Origin of the sequence: Streptomyces sp. NPDC001549, assembly GCF_042894025.1 — a bacterium.
GTDB classification, from domain to species: domain Bacteria; phylum Actinomycetota; class Actinomycetes; order Streptomycetales; family Streptomycetaceae; genus Streptomyces; species Streptomyces kutzneri.
On record NZ_JBIAVJ010000040.1, the window covers coordinates 1 to 15,650 of the forward strand.

At 72.0% G+C, this 15,650-nt stretch carries 15 protein-coding genes and 1 pseudogene; 9 read left to right on the top strand and 7 right to left on the bottom strand.

Annotated elements, in window-relative coordinates:
- Nucleotides 1-151, bottom strand: a 151-nt coding sequence (locus ACFY04_RS39840; RefSeq protein ID WP_389125338.1) for a hypothetical protein, incomplete at its 3' end; no start/stop codon positions are given.
- Between the two features lie 243 nt (nucleotides 152-394).
- On the opposite strand from ACFY04_RS39840, the gene ACFY04_RS39845 reads away from it, so the two are divergent.
- Nucleotides 395-1,270 carry a universal stress protein gene (locus ACFY04_RS39845; protein ID WP_389125263.1) on the top strand — a complete coding sequence of 292 codons (876 nt, stop codon included), beginning with the start codon at nucleotides 395-397 and terminating at the stop codon, nucleotides 1,268-1,270.
- Nucleotides 1,271-1,360: 90 nt separating this feature from the next.
- Here the strand turns inward: ACFY04_RS39845 and ACFY04_RS39850 are convergent, their stop codons facing one another.
- A complete protein-coding gene (locus ACFY04_RS39850; protein WP_389125265.1) occupies nucleotides 1,361-2,068 on the bottom strand; it encodes a response regulator in 708 nt (235 codons plus the stop codon).
- A 262-nt stretch (nucleotides 2,069-2,330) separates the two neighbouring features.
- Between ACFY04_RS39850 and ACFY04_RS39855 the strand changes: the two genes are divergently transcribed.
- Nucleotides 2,331-2,657 carry an STAS domain-containing protein gene (locus ACFY04_RS39855; protein ID WP_389125267.1) on the top strand — a complete coding sequence of 109 codons (327 nt, stop codon included), beginning with the start codon at nucleotides 2,331-2,333 and terminating at the stop codon, nucleotides 2,655-2,657.
- Nucleotides 2,658-2,667: 10 nt separating this feature from the next.
- Nucleotides 2,668-3,192 (top strand): pyridoxamine 5'-phosphate oxidase family protein, encoded by a 525-nt coding sequence (locus ACFY04_RS39860; RefSeq protein ID WP_389125269.1) that lies wholly within the window; start codon nucleotides 2,668-2,670, stop codon nucleotides 3,190-3,192.
- 11 nt (nucleotides 3,193-3,203) lie between these two features.
- Here the strand turns inward: ACFY04_RS39860 and ACFY04_RS39865 are convergent, their stop codons facing one another.
- Nucleotides 3,204-4,886: a GAF domain-containing protein gene (locus ACFY04_RS39865; RefSeq protein WP_389125340.1), complete on the bottom strand. Its 1,683-nt coding sequence runs from the start codon at nucleotides 4,884-4,886 to the stop codon at nucleotides 3,204-3,206.
- Between the two features lie 180 nt (nucleotides 4,887-5,066).
- Here ACFY04_RS39865 and ppk2 point away from each other — a divergent pair, with 180 nt between their 5' ends.
- Nucleotides 5,067-5,861: a polyphosphate kinase 2 gene (ppk2, locus tag ACFY04_RS39870; RefSeq protein ID WP_389125271.1), complete on the top strand. Its 795-nt coding sequence runs from the start codon at nucleotides 5,067-5,069 to the stop codon at nucleotides 5,859-5,861.
- A 54-nt stretch (nucleotides 5,862-5,915) separates the two neighbouring features.
- Nucleotides 5,916-7,616: a SulP family inorganic anion transporter gene (locus ACFY04_RS39875; RefSeq protein WP_389125273.1), complete on the top strand. Its 1,701-nt coding sequence runs from the start codon at nucleotides 5,916-5,918 to the stop codon at nucleotides 7,614-7,616.
- 193 nt (nucleotides 7,617-7,809) lie between these two features.
- Here the strand turns inward: ACFY04_RS39875 and ACFY04_RS39880 are convergent, their stop codons facing one another.
- Complete coding sequence (locus tag ACFY04_RS39880) at nucleotides 7,810-7,980, bottom strand: hypothetical protein (protein ID WP_389125275.1); 171 nt, start codon at nucleotides 7,978-7,980, stop codon at nucleotides 7,810-7,812.
- Nucleotides 7,981-8,202: 222 nt separating this feature from the next.
- Between ACFY04_RS39880 and ACFY04_RS39885 the strand changes: the two genes are divergently transcribed.
- A complete protein-coding gene (locus ACFY04_RS39885) occupies nucleotides 8,203-11,421 on the top strand; it encodes a hypothetical protein (protein ID WP_389125276.1) in 3,219 nt (1,072 codons plus the stop codon).
- A gap of 45 nt (nucleotides 11,422-11,466) precedes the next feature.
- Here the strand turns inward: ACFY04_RS39885 and ACFY04_RS39890 are convergent, their stop codons facing one another.
- Complete coding sequence (locus tag ACFY04_RS39890) at nucleotides 11,467-11,757, bottom strand: hypothetical protein (protein ID WP_389125279.1); 291 nt, start codon at nucleotides 11,755-11,757, stop codon at nucleotides 11,467-11,469.
- A gap of 173 nt (nucleotides 11,758-11,930) precedes the next feature.
- Between ACFY04_RS39890 and ACFY04_RS39895 the strand changes: the two genes are divergently transcribed.
- Nucleotides 11,931-12,281, top strand: a complete 351-nt coding sequence (locus tag ACFY04_RS39895) for a GntR family transcriptional regulator (protein ID WP_389125281.1) — start codon at nucleotides 11,931-11,933, stop codon at nucleotides 12,279-12,281.
- Nucleotides 12,282-12,285: 4 nt separating this feature from the next.
- Nucleotides 12,286-13,251 (top strand): DUF1648 domain-containing protein, encoded by a 966-nt coding sequence (locus ACFY04_RS39900; protein WP_389125342.1) that lies wholly within the window; start codon nucleotides 12,286-12,288, stop codon nucleotides 13,249-13,251.
- A gap of 7 nt (nucleotides 13,252-13,258) precedes the next feature.
- Here the strand turns inward: ACFY04_RS39900 and ACFY04_RS39905 are convergent, their stop codons facing one another.
- Complete coding sequence (locus tag ACFY04_RS39905) at nucleotides 13,259-14,311, bottom strand: serine hydrolase domain-containing protein (protein ID WP_389125283.1); 1,053 nt, start codon at nucleotides 14,309-14,311, stop codon at nucleotides 13,259-13,261.
- 287 nt (nucleotides 14,312-14,598) lie between these two features.
- Here ACFY04_RS39905 and ACFY04_RS39910 point away from each other — a divergent pair.
- Nucleotides 14,599-14,967: pseudogene (locus ACFY04_RS39910) on the top strand (VOC family protein); the annotation flags it as partial.
- A gap of 143 nt (nucleotides 14,968-15,110) precedes the next feature.
- Here the strand turns inward: ACFY04_RS39910 and ACFY04_RS39915 are convergent.
- Nucleotides 15,111-15,575 carry a DUF5990 family protein gene (locus ACFY04_RS39915; RefSeq protein ID WP_389125285.1) on the bottom strand — a complete coding sequence of 155 codons (465 nt, stop codon included), beginning with the start codon at nucleotides 15,573-15,575 and terminating at the stop codon, nucleotides 15,111-15,113.
- Nucleotides 15,576-15,650 lie beyond the last annotated feature (75 nt).

Here is a 15,650-nt window from a genome sequence, read left to right on the forward strand (position 1 = left end):
GGCCGAGCAGCCGCGGTTTGATGTGTTCCGGGCGCAGGGGCTCGGTCAGCAGCGGGTTGTCCATGAGGTAGATCTGGCCGACTGCGAGGTAGTTGGCGGCGCGCCAGTGGGCGTCCAGCTCCGAGATCGAATACGCGGTCAACGCGGTCATGTCCGCTCCTGCGTGCGAGGGTCCGGGACGTTCGTCGACTGAGCCGATGCCGACACCCTGCGCCCTGCGAGGGTGCGGCCGGCAGGGGAGGACCGTCCCTCGGGGAGGGACGGTCGGCCCTTTTCCGCACCGGACCGGCCCGGGGAAAGTGGATCCCGGTGGCGCCCGGCCCTCCCCCGGCCGGCGCCACCCATCCCTGCCGGCGACCCCGATGCCTCGCGCATCAGTACGGAGGACAGACCTGTGAAGCGCACCCTCGTCGTCGGAGTGGACGGTTCCCCCGAGAGCCGGGCCGCTGCCGACTGGGCCGCGCGGGAAGCCGTGCGCCGCGACCTGCACGTACACGTGGTCCACGCCTGGCTCTGGCAGCCGCTCGCCGTCCCGGTGGTCCAGGACCGCGGCACCGAGGCCCGCCGGGCCCAGGAGATCCTGGAGGAGACGGAGACCGAGCTCGTCCACCGCCACCCGCGGCTCTCGCTCTCCGCGGAAGTGGTGCCGGACGTCCCCGTGCCGGCCCTGCTGCGCGCGGCCAAGGACGCGGAGATGCTGGTGCTCGGGACCCGCGGACACAGCGCGCTGGCAGGCTTCCTGCTGGGCTCCTACGGGCAGCAGCTGATCGCCTCCGCCGAGTGCCCCGTCGTCTCCGTCCGGGCCCGGGACGGCAGGCCGGTGTTCGGGGGATCCGAGGGCGAGGTCGTCGTCGGTCAGCAGGGCGGCGTGGCGGAATCCGCCGAGGTACTGCGCTTTGGCTTCGAGGCGGCCGCAGCGCGCAGGGTCCCGCTCCGCGCGGTCCGGGCCTGGAGCCTGCCCCCGGTGTACGGCTCCAGCCCCGGCTCGATGTGGATCGCCGAGCAGTTCGGCGGGCTGGAGCCGTTCGAGAAGGCCGCGCTGGATCAGGCCCTGGAGCAGTGGCGGCTGAGGTTCCCCGAGGTGGAGGTCGTCGCGCACGTGGAGCGGGGGAGTGCCGGCCACGTGCTGCTGTCCGCCGGGTCGGACGCCCAGCTGCTCGTCGTCGGCCGACGGGTCCGGGAGTCGGCGGTGGGTAGGCGGATCGGGTCGGCGGCCCACGCCGTGCTCCACCACGCGGCCTGCCCCGTCGCCGTCGTCCCGCACCACTGAGCACCGAGCCGACGGCGGGCCGGCGGCAGGCCGGCGGTGAAGCCGGGCACGCGGTCGTACGGCGTGCCCGGCCCTTGCCACGGAGGGCGCCTACTCCGCGGCCGGGACCGGGTGCCGTCCGGGCGGGGTGAGCGCGTGACTGGCGATCACCGCGGCCTGGACACGCCGCTCCACGCCGAGCTTGACGAAGAGCCGCGAAATGATGTTCTTGACGGTCTTCTCCGCGAGGTGCAGCCGCTTGCCGATCTCCCGGTTGGTGAGACCCTCACTGACCATGAGGAGGATCTCCTTCTCCCGGTCCGTGAAGCCGGGAAGCCCCGGGACCTGCTCCTCCTTGGGCACGTCGCCGCGCATGCGGGCCAGCAGCCGCGTCGTGGCGCCGGGGTCGAGCATCGACTGGCCGGAGGCCACCGTCCGGACCGCGGTCACCAGGTCGGTGCCGGTGATCTGCTTCAGGACGTACCCGGAGGCCCCTGCCATCACGGCGTCCAGCAGTGCCTCCTCGTCGTCGAACGACGTGAGCATTAGGCAGGCCAGCTCCGGCATCCGCGAACGCAGCTCCCGGCACACGCTCACCCCGTCACCGTCCTGCAGCCGTACGTCCAGGACCGCGACCCGGGGGCGCAGTGCGGGGATGCGGATCAGCGCCTGCTCCGCCGTGCCCGCCTCACCGACCACGGTCAGGTCGGGCTCCGCGTCCAGCAGGTCGTGTACCCCTCGGCGCACGACTTCGTGGTCGTCGAGCAGGAAGACGCTGATGGGCTCCGTCGCGGGGGAGGGGGCACTGCTGCCGGTCATGACGCAACTCCTTCGCCTGGGTCCGTCCTGGGCACACGAACACCGGCATCGTGCCTTCTGCACGGGCCGGACGGACAGGGCCGATCGGCCCTCATCGGCGGGGCTCCTCACGCAACGGGTACCGGCCGGGCCCCGGGAAGGGACCTTCGGCCCTGTCCGAAGGGCCTGCCGGGCCTTCCCGAGCGCATGCGGAACCGGATGAACTGATGGCGGACGGGGAACGGCGCGACTCGACGGAGCCGCACGCAACGCGGAGGACGTCATGACGACCGCCTTGATCGACCTGAAGACCGTGGCACGTGACGACCGCGGCCTGAGAATCGCCCTGGCCGGAGAGCTCGACTTCTGGACGGCGGAGCAAGTGGGGCCGCGCCTGCGCGAACTTGCCGGATCGGGCCACCGGAACATCGTCCTGGACCTGTGCGGCCTCTCCTTCTGCGACAGCGCGGGCATCGACCTCTTCGTCGGTCTGCACCGCCGCTGTCGTGCGGAGGGAACGCGGCTCCTGCTCTGCGATGTGCCGCCCCTGGTGGCCAAGTCCATGCGGGTGCTCGCTGCCGACCGCGACCTGCAGTTCGTCGTTTCGTGAGGTGCACATCATGGATCAGAAAGCCCTACGGGGACCCGGCGGCCGGGTCGGTGACACGACCGCTGCCCGGCACATGCGGGAGCTGGACAGGGCCGAGGCCCTGCGGCTGCTCGCGACGGTGTCACTGGGACGCATCGTCTTCACGCAGCACGCGCTGCCCGCCGTCCGTCCGGTGAACCACCTCGTCGTGGGCGAGGACGTCATCATCCGGACCCATGAGCACGGGGCACTGGCCTCCCTGCCGGCGCCCTCCGACGCCCCCGGCGTGGTGGTCGCCTACGAAGCGGACGTCATCGATCCCGTCACGCACCTCGGCTGGAGCGTCGTCGTGACCGGCTACGCGAGCGTGGTGACCGACCCCGGCGAGGCGGACCGGTACGCGCGCCTGCTGCGCCCCTGGGTGGCACATCCGATGACCAGCGCCCTGCGGATCCACCCTGATCTGGTCACCGGGTTCCGGCTGGAGGCGGACCCGACGCGGCTGGAGCCGACGCTGCTGGACCCGGCGCGGCTGGAGCCGGCGGTCCGGGGCTGACGCCCCGCTCCTCAGCTCCCGGTGGGGAGAGGCGCCCGCCAGACGAGCGTGGTGCCCCCCTCGTCGGGAGTCTCGTGGGTGAAGGACCCGCCCAGGCACCGTGCCCGCTCGTCGAGGTTGCGCAGGCCGCTTCTGCGCCCCTGGGCCGGAATGCCCTTCCCGTTGTCCGAGACGGTCAGCATGATCTCGCCCTGGCCGGCCTTGAGGGTCACGCCGACCCGCGTCGCCTGTGCGTGGCGGGCGGCGTTGCTGAGGAGTTCGCCCAGTACGGCCATGACATGGTCGGCGATCTGCGGTGGTACGTCGGTGTCGAGCAGGCCCTCCATGCTCAGGCGCGGCGGGTGCCGGAGGGTGGTGGCCGCGTCCCCGACGGCCCGGGCGGCGCGCGCCCGCAGACCGGGGTCGCTCCCGCGGTCCCGGGTACGGAGTCCGAAGATCGTCGATCGGATGATCTTGATGGTTTCGTCCAGGTCGTCGACCGCCCGGCCGACCCGTTCGGCCGCCCCCTCGTGCGCGACGAGCCGGGAGGCACTCTGCAAGGTCATGCCGGTGGCGAAGAGCCGCTGGATGGCCAGGTCGTGCAGGTCACGGGCGATCCGGTCGCGCTCCTCCAGCAGCGCTATCTGCTCGGCGTCCCGGCGCCGCTCCGCCAGCTCCAGGGCGAGTGCGGCCTGACCTGCGAAGGCGACCAAGGGCTCCAGCTCGCCCTCGCCGAACGCCGGTTCCCCCGCAGCCCGCGCAAGCAGCAGGACGCCCCTGCTCTCGCCCCCCGCGGTGCCCAACGGGACGGCCACGGCGGGCCCCAGTCCGTCCTGCACCTGGGCCTCGGCCGGGTAGCGTGCGTCGGCCGAGGCCAGCACGGCCGTCACGGGCTTGCCGGCCCGGTGCGCCGCTCCCGAGAGCGTGCCGGCGAAGGGGACGACGAGGCCTTGCCGCGCGCCTGCGTCCGTACCGGCCGCGAACTCCACGACCAGGCCGTCGATACCGGCCACGGGCATGCCGATGTCCGCGAGGCGTGCCGCCGTGATCTCCTGTGCGCGGCGCGCGATGAGCTCCAGCACCGCCGGGCGGGAACTGCCGGACAGCAGGCTCTCGGTGATCTCCGCATTGGCCTTGAGCCAGCGCTGCTGGCGCTGCGAGCCCTCGTAGAGCCGAGCGTTGTCGATCGCGACACCCGCCGCCACCGAGAGGGTGGAGATCACCGTCTCGTCCTCGGTGTCGAAGTCGATCCCGCCGCGCTTGTCGGTGAGGTAGAGGTTGCCGAACACCTCGTCGCGGACCCGGATCGGCACACCGAGGAAGGTACGCATGGGCGGGTGATGGGCCGGAAAGCCGTAGGAAGAGGAGTGCGCGCCGAGATCGCTCATGCGCAGGGGCTCCGGGTGGTGGATGACCTCCCCGAGCAGGCCGTGGCCGGCCGGCAGGGGGCCGATCTCGGCGATCTCCTCATCGGCGAGTCCCACGGTCAGGAACTGCGAGAGCGTGCGGCCGTCGGGGCCGATCACTCCCAGCGCGCCGTATTCGGCGTCGACGAGCACTGCGGCCGCCTCCACGATCCGCCGGAGCACCTGGGCGAGATCCAGCTCCCGTCCCACCGACACGACGGCCTCCAGGAGGCTGTGTACCCGGTCCCGGGTGCCGCGCACCTCGTCGATGCGCACCTGGAGCTCGTCCAGCAGCTCGTCCAGCCGCATCCGCGGTACCCGGGTCAACGGATCCCCCACACCCACGCGCTTCCCCTCCGACGGCCCGCTCGGTTGCCCGATCCACGGTCAGCGTATCGACGCGCCCGGGCCCGATGGGCGTCGTTGCGCGGGGATGCCCGCCGTGACTGACTTGATCGAAGCGACGGACGACGACGGGGAGGAGACGCCATGGGTCTGAAGAAGGCGGTCTACGAGGACGAGCTGCTGCGGCTGCAGACGGAGCTGATCAAACTTCAGGAGTGGGTGCGTGCGGAGGGGGCCCGCCTCGTCGTCGTCTTCGAGGGCCGCGACGCAGCGGGCAAGGGAGGCACGATCAAGCGCGTCGCGGAACACCTCAACCCCCGGGTCGCACGCATCGCGGCGCTGCCCACGCCGACGGAGCGGGAGCGCAGCCAGTGGTACTTCCAGCGCTACGTGGAGCACCTGCCCGCCGCCGGCGAGATCGTCCTGTTCGACCGCAGCTGGTACAACCGCGCCGGAGTCGAGCACGTCATGGGCTTCTGCACACCCGCGGAACACCGGCTCTTCCTGCGCCAGTGCCCGGTCTTCGAGCACATGCTCGTGGAAGACGGGATCCTGCTCCGCAAGTACTGGTTCTCCGTCAGCGACGCCGTGCAGGAGGAGCGGTTCCGCGCCCGGGCGGAGGACCCGCTGCGGCGCTGGAAGCTCTCCCCGATGGACCTGGAGTCCCTCACGCGATGGGAGGCGTACTCGCGGGCCAAGGACGAAATGCTCGTCCACACCGACACCGCGGACTCCCCCTGGTACGTGGTCGAGAGCGACGACAAGCGCAGCGCGAGGCTCAACATGATCGCCCACCTGCTGTCCTCGCTTCCCTACGCGGCCGCGCCCCCGCCTTCGCTCACCCTGCCGCCCCGTCCTCCCTCCACGGGATACCAGCGTCCTCCGAAGGACCTCCAGAACGCCGTCCCCGACCATGCGTCCACGCTCGGGAAGGACTGAAAGGCGGCGGATGCCGACGCGGAGTTGCCGAGTGCACCGTCAGCGAGGAGCGCGATGTCCCCACATGGAAGGCCGTCCCTGCTGCCTCTCGGTCTCCGGGGGTACCGCCGGAAGTGGCTCGGCCGGGACGCACTGGCCGGGATCACCGTTGCCGCATATCTCGTGCCCCAGGTCATGGCCTATGCGGGGGTGGCCGGGCTGCCACCGGTCGTGGGGCTCTGGGCCGTGCTGCCGGCCATGGTGCTCTACGCCTTGATCGGTTCCTCGCGGCTGCTGTCGGTGGGACCCGAGTCGACCACCGCGCTGATGACGGCCGTCGCCGTGGGGCCGCTCGCCGGTGGGGACCCGGGCCGGTACGCGGTGCTCGCGGCGGGCCTCGCCGTGGTCGTCGGCCTGGTGTCGCTGGCCGCCTGGGCCGTGCGCCTCGGGTTCCTCGCCGACCTGCTCTCGCGGCCCGTGCTCGTCGGCTACCTCGCCGGTGTCGCCCTGATTATGATCGTCGACCAGCTGGCCCGGCTCACCGGAGTACGAGTCTCCGGCTCCGGATTCTTCTCACAGCTGTACACCTTCGCCCTCAACGTCTCGCACGTCCACCGGCCGACCGCCTTCCTGGCCGCCGTTGTCCTGGTCCTGCTCCTGGTGGCACCGGGATACTGGCGGCTGGTTCCGCGTCCCCTGCTCGTCCTTGTCGTCGCCACAGCCCTGGTGGCGGCATTCGGGCTGGACGACCGGTACGGGATCGCCGTCATCGGCTCCGTACCGTCCGGGCTGCCGGTGCCCGCGCTGCCGTCCCCCGGTGACCTTCCGCAGCTGGTGATCCCGGCGCTGGGCGTCCTCCTCGTCGGCTACTCGGACGTGATCCTCACCGCCCGGGCCTTCGCCGACCGGGGTGATCCGCTCCCGCTGGACCCCAATCGCGAGCTGCTCGCCCTGGGTGCGGCGAACCTGGGGGCGGGTCTCATGCAGGGGTTCCCCGTCAGCAGCAGCGCCAGCCGCACCGCCCTGGCCCAGTCCGCGAAGGCACGGAGCCAGGCCTACTCCCTGTTCGCCGCACTCGCGGTACTGCTGGTCCTCCTCTTCCTGGGCCCCCTCCTGGCCCACACCCCGAGCGCCGTGCTCGGGGCCATCGTCGTCTACGCCGCCGTCCGCCTCGTCGAAGTGGGCGAGTTCCGGCGCCTCGCGGCCTTCCGCCGACGCGAACTGCTTCTGGCGCTCGGCTGCCTCCTGGGCGTTCTGGCCCTCGGCATCCTGTACGGGGTCCTCATCGCCGTGACCCTGTCCGTGGTCGAGCTGCTGGCCCGCGTGGCCCGCCCGCACGACGCCGTGGAAGGCATGGTGCCCGGGCTCGCCGGCATGCACGACGTGGACGACTACCCGACGGCGCGGACGGTTCCGGGCCTGGTGATCTACCGCTACGACTCGCCGCTGTTCTTCGCCAACGCCGAGAACTTCCGCCGTCGTGCCCTGGCAGCGGTCGACGAACAGAGCCCGCCGACGCGATGGTTCGTCCTCAACACCGAGGCGAACGTGGAGGTGGACATCACGGCCCTGGACGCCGTGGACGCACTCCGTCAGGAACTCACGGACCGGGGCATCGTCCTCGCCCTGGCCAGGGTCAAACAGGAACTCCGGGAGGACCTGGATGCCTACGGCCTGACCGCCTCGGTGGGCGCCGACCGTATCTATCCGACCCTGCCCACGGCTCTGGAGGCCTATCGGGCCTGGAGCCGCGGGGCGGGGTCCGAGGCGCAATGAGCAGCACCTGCCGCCCCGAGAGGGCGCGGACCTCGCGGAGCCGGCCCGCGTGGGCCTCCCCGTGCCACCCGGCTCCACCGCTCCACCGCTCTGCCGGCCGGGCCCGTGGGCCAGGCCGGCAGCGCTCGCCACATCAGCGCTCGCCACATCAGCGCTCGCCACATCAGCGCTCGCCACATCAGCGCTCGCCACATCAGCGTTTGCCGCGGATCCCCCGGATGACGTCGGCCACGGCGGACAGGATGTCCGCCCGGTGCGCGGAGTCCGTCCCGTGTGTGGTGATGCGGATGATGCGGACGGCTGCGACTGCCAGAATCAGCAGCGTGGCCAGTGAGACAAGCGCACCGATGACCAGGAATTCCATAGCGTGTCCATCCCCTCCGGGTCGTGCTCGCGCCGGGCGAGCGTCGAATGCCCTCAGGAAGCCATCTGAGGGAGGGGCCCTCTCCCGGGTCCGGAGCCTCCGGATTGCCCGGCGCGTTCGTACAGGTCACAGCAGGGACTCCGGGGATGCGACCGGACGCTCCGGACAAGCCGCGGCACTGCCCGGTCGGCCGGCAGGGAAGGCGGCCGCGGGGGTTCGTCCGTGACGCCGTCGCACGTCCCCGGCGAACCTCTGGATTCCCGGCTGTCTGCGGAGCTGCGTCTCCTGTGGGCCGAGTACAAACGGGTGACCGGCTCGGCGGTCCAGGCCAGGATCGCTCAGGCCACCGGAACCCGCCGGTCCACCCTCAACGACTGGTTCACCGGGGCCAGTACGCCCACCGACTTCGACGCACTGTGGCCCGTCCTGGAGCATCTGCTCACGGCTGTGCACCAGCGCCGTCCCCTCCCGCCGCTCGGCCGGCCGCTCGCCGGGACCGACCGGGCGCGAGCGGCCGTGGACCGCCCCTGGTGGGCCGAACAGCGCAGCCGCTGGGAGGCGTTGCACCACGATGCCCTGCTCGGCCGGAGCGTGCCGGACCACCTCGTGGTGGACGGTCAGCGGTACGTCGTCGAGCCCTTCCCGGACGCAGCCGGCAGCCAGGACTGGGGGACACCTCCCGCGCCGAGCCGCCTGCTGGGGGCCCATCACCACGTGATCGACTTCGTGGGGCGGCACGAGGAGCTGGAGTCCTTGGCGCAGTGGCGTGACGAGCCCTCCGTGGCATGGGCGGTGCAGGTGTGCTGCGGCCCAGGCGGTCAGGGCAAGACCCGGCTCGCCCAGCACTTCGCCGCGCTGTCGCAGGCACAGGGCTGGCAGACGGTGACGATACGTCCGCAGAGGCCGTTGTCCGCCCTCCGTCGGCCACGTACGGAGCCCGCAGCGCAGAACGGAACCGGCGGGGCGGCGTTACAGCCGGGCCGCGCGGCGGAGTCCTCGGCAGCGGGCCGTCGCACGGCGCCGCGCAGACCGAACAGGCGGCTCGTCGTCATCGACTACGCGGACCGCTGGCCCGTTGACCATCTGCTCGCCGCGTTGGCAGCAGTCTTCGTCTCTTCCCGCGTACGGGTCCTGCTCCTGGCCAGGGCTGCGGACAGCTGGTGGAGCCGGGTGCGAGCCGAGCTGGAAGAGGCGGAGATCGCCCACGACGCCTTCCCGCTTGCTGCGATCGCCTCGGGGGAAGCAGAACGCGCGGATCTCTTCGACCGGGCCGTCCGGCAGTTCGCCGAGGTGCTGCAGTTGCCGGGCATCGCTACCGCCCGGAAGCCCGCCGGCCTGGCCGACGACCGCTACGGGCAGGTCCTGGCCATCCACATGGCGGCGCTTTCCGCGGTCCTGGCGTCGACGGAGGGAAGCCACACGGACGGCTCCTCGGGTCCCCCCTCCCCGGGACCGGAGATCCCGGGGGGCCTCTCGGCGCTCCTGCTGAGGCGCGAACAGGCGTACTGGCGCTCGCTGGCCGCCGTCGATCCGGGTGGGGTGCGCACGGCGGATCTGGAACGCACCGTGTTCATCGCCACCCTCACCCGCTCGACCCCCTACGACGAAGCCGTGGACACGGTGGCACGCGCACTGGAGGTGACGCGCACCGAGGCCAGAGTGGCGGTCGAAGCCCACTCGGCCTGCTATCCGTCGGAGACATCGGTACTCGAACCCCTTCTCCCGGACCGTTTGGGCGAGGACTTCCTGGCGCTGGTCCTCCCGGGCCGGACGTCCGGGGACTACACACCTGAACGCCTCACTCCCCAGTGGTCGCAGGACGCCTTGCCGCACATCCTCCACGTACCCGCCACTCCTCGGGCGGTACGGGGGCTGCCCGGGGAACTGTTCGGACGGCCGGCGGCGGGGCCTGTGGCCGGCCGCTCACACGCTCGCGACCGAGCGGCACGCATCCGTGCGCAAGAAGGGCTCGGCATGCTGGTCGAGGCGGCAGTGCGGTGGCCGCATGTCGCCGAGCGGCACCTCAACACCCTGTTCGGCACGTGGCCCGGACTCGCGCTCGCGGCGGGCGGCCCGGTCGTGGCCAGGTTCGCCGCGTTGGCGGAGGCGAGTCCTGAGGTCCTCGGACGGATCTACCTCCTGCTGCCCTGGGGGAACGCCGAGTTCGCCGATGCCGCTGCCGCGGCACTCGAACGGTGCCTGCCGAGCCTGCTGGCACTGGGTCCCGGGCCGGGGCAACACGTCTTCCTGCTGATGGAGTTCAGCCGCCGGCTCAGCTTCGCGGGTCGCCTCCCCGAGGCGGCCGACGCGGCCGTCGAGGCGGTCGCGATCCTGGAGCGGGAAGCGGTCACGACACCGTCCCACCGTCCCGCACTGGCGGACGCCCTGGGTCAACTGGCCCAGATCCGCGCGGCGTCCCAGAGGCTTGAGCAGGCCGTCGAAGCCGGGGAGCGCGCCCTGGAGGTCCACGAAGCGCTGGCGGCCGACGATCCGGCCGCGGACGTCCTGGCACACAGTGCTGTACTCGTGCTCCTCGCCACCCTCCTGGTCCAAGTCGACCGGCACGCCGATGGCCTGCCGAGAGCGGAGAAGGCCGTCCGCCTGCTGGAGCCTGCTGCGAGCGAGGGGCCCCGGTTGCCCGAGCCGGAGCACCAGGCGCGGCTGGCCGAGGCACTGACGGTGCTGGGCGCGATCCAAGCGGACCTCGGGGCGGCGAGCAAGGCCGCTCTCAGCAACTCGGCCGCCGCGAACCTGTACAGAAACCTCCCCGCGCAGATCCTCGTACCACGGCAGGGTCATGCGCTCGCGAATCTCAACAACCGCGCTGTGCTGCTCTCCCGGGCGGGGCGGGTCTCGGAGGCGGTCGAGGCGGCCGACGTGGCGATCGCCCTGGCCGAACGGATGTACGGGGAACACCCGGATCTGCACGAGGCGGACCTTGCGCGACTGCTGGCGCTGCGCTCAGGTTTGCGCTGGCAGGAGGCTCCGGCCGATGCGGAGAAGGACGCGGGCCGCGCCGCCGAGCTGTTGGCGGCACGCATCGAGTCCCCGTGGCGTTCGCGGGAGCGGACCACCTACATGTGGGCCTTGATCAATCAGAGCCTGGCCCTGTCGGAGCTCGGCCGCCACGAGGATGCCCTGCGCCTCACCGAGAGTGCGCGGTCGTCGGTCGTCCGCCTCCATCCCGCACGGTCGCCGGCGCTGCCGTCGACCACCACGACGGTCGCCCACGTCCTCGCCACCTTCGCCGGAATCAGACTCGAAGCCGGGAGGGAACTCGACCGGGCCCGGGAAGCGGCCGAAACCGCCTGCTCCCTCTACGCGTTGCTGCCTCCGGAGTCGGCCGCCCGGATCAGCGCGGAGATCGCCGACTGCACCGTCACCCGCGACCGGCTTCGTGTGTCGGCCGCGGCTACGGGAGAAGGGTTCGGGCCGATGTGACCCCTGCCGGGGCGGGGCCGAGCGGGCGGCGTCCGGCGCGGCCCGTCACGCGGCATCTGGTGCCGGTGGCTCCTCTTCCCCCGTGCCGTTCGGGTCGTCCTCCGTGCCGAACATCCGCTGCCACAAGGCCGCCGCGCCCATGCCGGCTGCGCCACCGCCGGCCGCACCCGCGGCAACCGCAGCGACCGCCGGTGTCATGATGGCGATCGCGGCCGGCCACAGCGGCGGGATCGCCACGAACCCGAAGGCGAGCCCGATGGCGGCGCCTCCCAGCGCACCGGCCTTGCCGGCCTTCCACATCCGCTGACGCATCGATTCCGTCGGCTTCGCTGTCACAACTCCCGCCTCCTCAGAGCATTCTGCTCGTGGGATACCCGTAATCGAGGGGCGCGAAATAGTGCTGTGTGATGGTTTGACGCCTGCCCCCGGAGGCCTGCGCCGCACGGCTCGGCCGTGCCCCGGCATCTGTACGCCCCCATAACATCAATAGTGCTACTACCATTAGCGTCATGCTGTTGAGACTGGACACCACGGACAGCCGCCCTCTTCACGAGCAGGTGGCGGGAGCGATCCGGCGCGCCATCGCCGAAGGCGAGTGCGTGCCGGGGGACCGGCTGCCTCCGGCACGGGACCTGTCGGCGGCGCTGGGAGTGAACGCGAACACCGTTCTTCGCGGCTTGCGCGCCCTGCGGGACGAGGGCGTGCTGGAGTTCCGGCGCGGCCGCGGCGTCACCGTTGCCGAGGCCGCCGACCAGCGGGCACAGCTGCTTGAGCGGGCGCGGCAGCTGGTGGCCGAGGCGGCGCACCTCGGATACAGCAGGAACGATCTCATCGAGATGATCAGGAGTTTTCGTGACTGACCGTATGACGAAGAACGGCGCCCGGTGGGGCACGGCGATATGGGCGGCCGGGGTGCTGGTCGTTCTGGCCGCTCTTCCTTTCGCGGCGAGCGGACGCCTGCCGGACCGGCTCGCAACGCACTGGGACGGCAGGGCTCCGGACGGCTCGATGCCCCTGTGGGCAGCGGCGCTGTTACCGGCGCTGGCCTGGGCCGTTCTGGCGCTGTCCATCGCCCTCGCCGGCCGGCGTGGAGGATCCCCCTCGGGAGCCTGGGTGGGCGCCTCGCTGTTGTCCGGCGGGGTGTTTCTGGCAGGGGCCCAGGCGTCGATCGTGCGGGCCAACCTGGACCGGACCGACTGGAAGGACGCCGAGTCGGTGGGCGCGGGAGTGGTGGTCACGGCTGTCGTCGCGGTGGCGGCGGGCGTGTTCGGCCGGCTGGCCGGTCGGCGCGCGGCGCTGCCCACCGCGGCGGTCCGGCCCGCGGCGGGTGACGTCATGGAGATCCCGGCGGGGGAGCGCCGCGTCTGGCTCTCCCGCACGTCGAACCCCTGGCTCCACCTGATCGGCGCGCTCGCGGGCCTGGTGGCCGTTGCCGGCACCATGGCGGCCGCGGGTGGCCTGATCGGTGTGGAGTGGGCGCTGATCACTCCGTTCGCCGTCGCCTCCCTCGTGATGTTCGCCTTTGCCTCGGTGCAAGCGCGGGTGACGGAGGCCGGGTTGGAGGTGGCCTTCGGCCCCTTGGGCTGGCCGGCGCGCCGTTGGGCGGCCGGTGAGATCGTCTCGGCGCGCGTGGAGAACCGCAGGCCGGCCCAGGTAGGCGGCTGGGGCTACCGGCTCGGCGGGCTGGGAACCACCGTCATGCTCCGGTCCGGCGAATGCCTGGTCATCCACCCCCGCAAGGGCCCGGAGTTCGCCGTGAGCGTTGACGATGCCGAACGCGGCGCCGCGCTCCTCAACGCCATCGCCGCGAAGCGGCGAACGAGCGCCTGAGCCGTGGTCAGTTCGGCTTGGCCGCACGCTCTGCCTGCAGGGTGCGCAGGAGGTCGGAGGCAGGGCCGTCCACCGGGCGCCGGGTGTTGCCGAGGGCGATGACGGCGAGTCGTCTTTCCGGGTCGAAGCCGACGAAGGAGGAGAAGCCCCCCGTTCCTCCGTTGTGCCAGATCTGGAGGTGGGCGCCCTGCCGGGGGTGCAGGCGGTGAGCCATCCAGCCGAGGTGCACCCAGGCGAAGGAGCTCCTGCGGTGCTCGACCGCACGGCTCAGGCGGATCGCCTCGTCGAGCCCTGCGGGACCGCCGTCCAGCTGGGCCCGTACGAAGGCCACCAGGTCGGTCGCGGTCGAGTGCAGGCCTCCCGCTCCCGCCAGGTCGGCGAGGTGCCACGGTGCGACGGGCCGCCCGCGGCGCGCGTGGCCCTGCGCGGAGCGTTCCGAGCGGGTGGCGTCCACCGTCACGACGGTGTCGGTCATGCCCAAGGGGGCGCAGATCTCACGGGTGATGAGGGTCTCGTACTCCGTGCCCGCCCGGCGGGCGAGGGCCAGCCCCAGCAGGCCGGCTCCGAGGTTGGAGTAGCGGAACCGCTTCCCCGGAGTGGCCCCGAGGCGGGTCCGGGCCAGCCCGGACAGCAGGGCGTCGGCCGTGCAGTCGGCGTACGGATCCGGCTTCGACGGGCGCAGCAGAGCCTGGAGCAGCATGCCCTTCGGAAGCCGCGGCAGGCCGGAGGTGTGGGTGGCGAGATGCTGCAGGGTGATCGGCCGGCCGTCCCGTGACGGAACGGCCGTCCCGGCGGGCAGCAGATCGCCGAGCGGCTCGTCCAGGCCCACCGCGCCGGTGGATGCCAGGCGTGCCAGGGCCAGGGCGGTGAACGCCTTGGTCACCGAGCCGACCTCGAACAGGGTGCCGGGGCCGGGGACGCGCCTGTGGCCGGCGCCGGTGCTTCCGGCGCCCCGTATCTCCACGAGGTCATCCGCCACCGCGGCCACCACCACGCCGACGTGCTGCTCGGCCAGCCGGTCCGCGGTCTGCTGGGCGAGTGTTGCGAGTTCTTGTGCCATGACGGACATCATGGCGGTATCCCCCCTTACGGCCGGTGCGCCCTGATGATGATTTCCGGCCGTCGGCACTGCGACCTGAGCAGTACGGCGAGGCGGTGAGGGCAAGCCCCCGTGCGCGCCCGCGCGGTCGAGCCGGCCCGGTGTGGTGGGAGCCGAAACGCCAGAGCCATCGATGGGGCCGAGACCGCCGGGGTGCCGGCTTCGGCGGCACCGGCAGCTGGTGCAGGCGATGCCGGCACATGTCGTCGCCGCGGCCCGGGCCGACGGCGGCTTCTAGGATCTCCGGTATGGCAACAAGACTCGTACAGATCAACATGAAGGCCCAGGACGACTCCGTGCTCGGCCGGTTCTGGGCGGAGGCGCTCGGGTGGGGTGTCGACAGCGAGGCACCCGGCGTGACGAACCTCGAACCCGTGGGCTTCGCCTACCCCGACCCCGTGGCCGTCTGCATCGACATCGTCGCCCGCCCGGAACCCAAAACGGTGAAGAACCGGGTGCACCTTGATCTGGCCACCACCTCTACCGCCCATCAGACGGAGTTGGTCGCGCGCCTGCAGGATCTGGGCGCGACGCTCGCCGACGTCGGTCAGGGCAACGTCCCCTGGACGGTTCTGGCCGATCCGGAGGGCAATGAGTTCTGCCTCCTCACCCCTCGCTGACCTTGAGCAACGGCTCCGGCCGGTTTCGGGTCAACGGCGCAGACTCCCGGCCCCCAGCCGGCTGTCCACTCCACCGGGACTGTCCGGCACGCAGGGTCCTCGCCGAGCCCAAGGGTGGAGGACCCTGCACTCCTCTCTCCTCAGGTGGCGGCACTCCAGGTGATGGTCGGGGGGACGACCCGTGCGCACAGCGGTGCGCCACACGCGTCGGTCAGGCCGAGGCTGCCCACCAGCAGGCCGCTGCGGTCGGCGGCATCGAGCGCCTCGGCGGGTACGGCGTCGAGCATGAGTTTGGCGCGGCGGAACATGGTGAAGGCACCTGCTTCGTCCACCGCGCCCCACGACAGATAGATGAACCGGCCTCCCGGACCGCCTTGTACGTAAGGCCCCTTCACGTCGAGGCCTGTCGGCGAGGCGGTCGTGGTGCACTCCAGAGTCCAGCTCGCGGAGGCGGCGTTGCCGGGCTGCGGATCGAGGAGCTCGGCCGGGCGGTTTCGGCGTTGCACGGCGACGTGGATGTTGCGGTGTGCGGCCCGGTCGTTGGCCGGTGCATCGGGCGGGCAGATGAGGCCGGGCAGGTCGACGGCGGCGATGCGGATGTGCATGGCGGTCATTGTCCCTGCCGGTGCCGGTGCCGGTGCCGGTGCCGGTGTGCCGCTGTCTGTTGGGGGTGGGTCTCC

Coding starts and splice junctions, on each gene's coding strand:
- ACFY04_RS39850 (WP_389125265.1), bottom strand. CDS start 2,068: ATGACCGGCAGCAGTGCCCCCTCCCCCGCGACGGAGCCCATCAGCGTC.
- ACFY04_RS39855 (WP_389125267.1), top strand. CDS start 2,331: ATGACGACCGCCTTGATCGACCTGAAGACCGTGGCACGTGACGACCGC.
- ACFY04_RS39860 (WP_389125269.1), top strand. CDS start 2,668: ATGGATCAGAAAGCCCTACGGGGACCCGGCGGCCGGGTCGGTGACACG.
- ACFY04_RS39865 (WP_389125340.1), bottom strand. CDS start 4,886: ATGCGGCTGGACGAGCTGCTGGACGAGCTCCAGGTGCGCATCGACGAG.
- ppk2 (WP_389125271.1), top strand. CDS start 5,067: ATGGGTCTGAAGAAGGCGGTCTACGAGGACGAGCTGCTGCGGCTGCAG.
- ACFY04_RS39875 (WP_389125273.1), top strand. CDS start 5,916: ATGTCCCCACATGGAAGGCCGTCCCTGCTGCCTCTCGGTCTCCGGGGG.
- ACFY04_RS39880 (WP_389125275.1), bottom strand. CDS start 7,980: ATGGAATTCCTGGTCATCGGTGCGCTTGTCTCACTGGCCACGCTGCTG.
- ACFY04_RS39895 (WP_389125281.1), top strand. CDS start 11,931: ATGCTGTTGAGACTGGACACCACGGACAGCCGCCCTCTTCACGAGCAG.
- ACFY04_RS39900 (WP_389125342.1), top strand. CDS start 12,286: ATGACGAAGAACGGCGCCCGGTGGGGCACGGCGATATGGGCGGCCGGG.
- ACFY04_RS39905 (WP_389125283.1), bottom strand. CDS start 14,311: ATGGCACAAGAACTCGCAACACTCGCCCAGCAGACCGCGGACCGGCTG.
- ACFY04_RS39915 (WP_389125285.1), bottom strand. CDS start 15,575: ATGCACATCCGCATCGCCGCCGTCGACCTGCCCGGCCTCATCTGCCCG.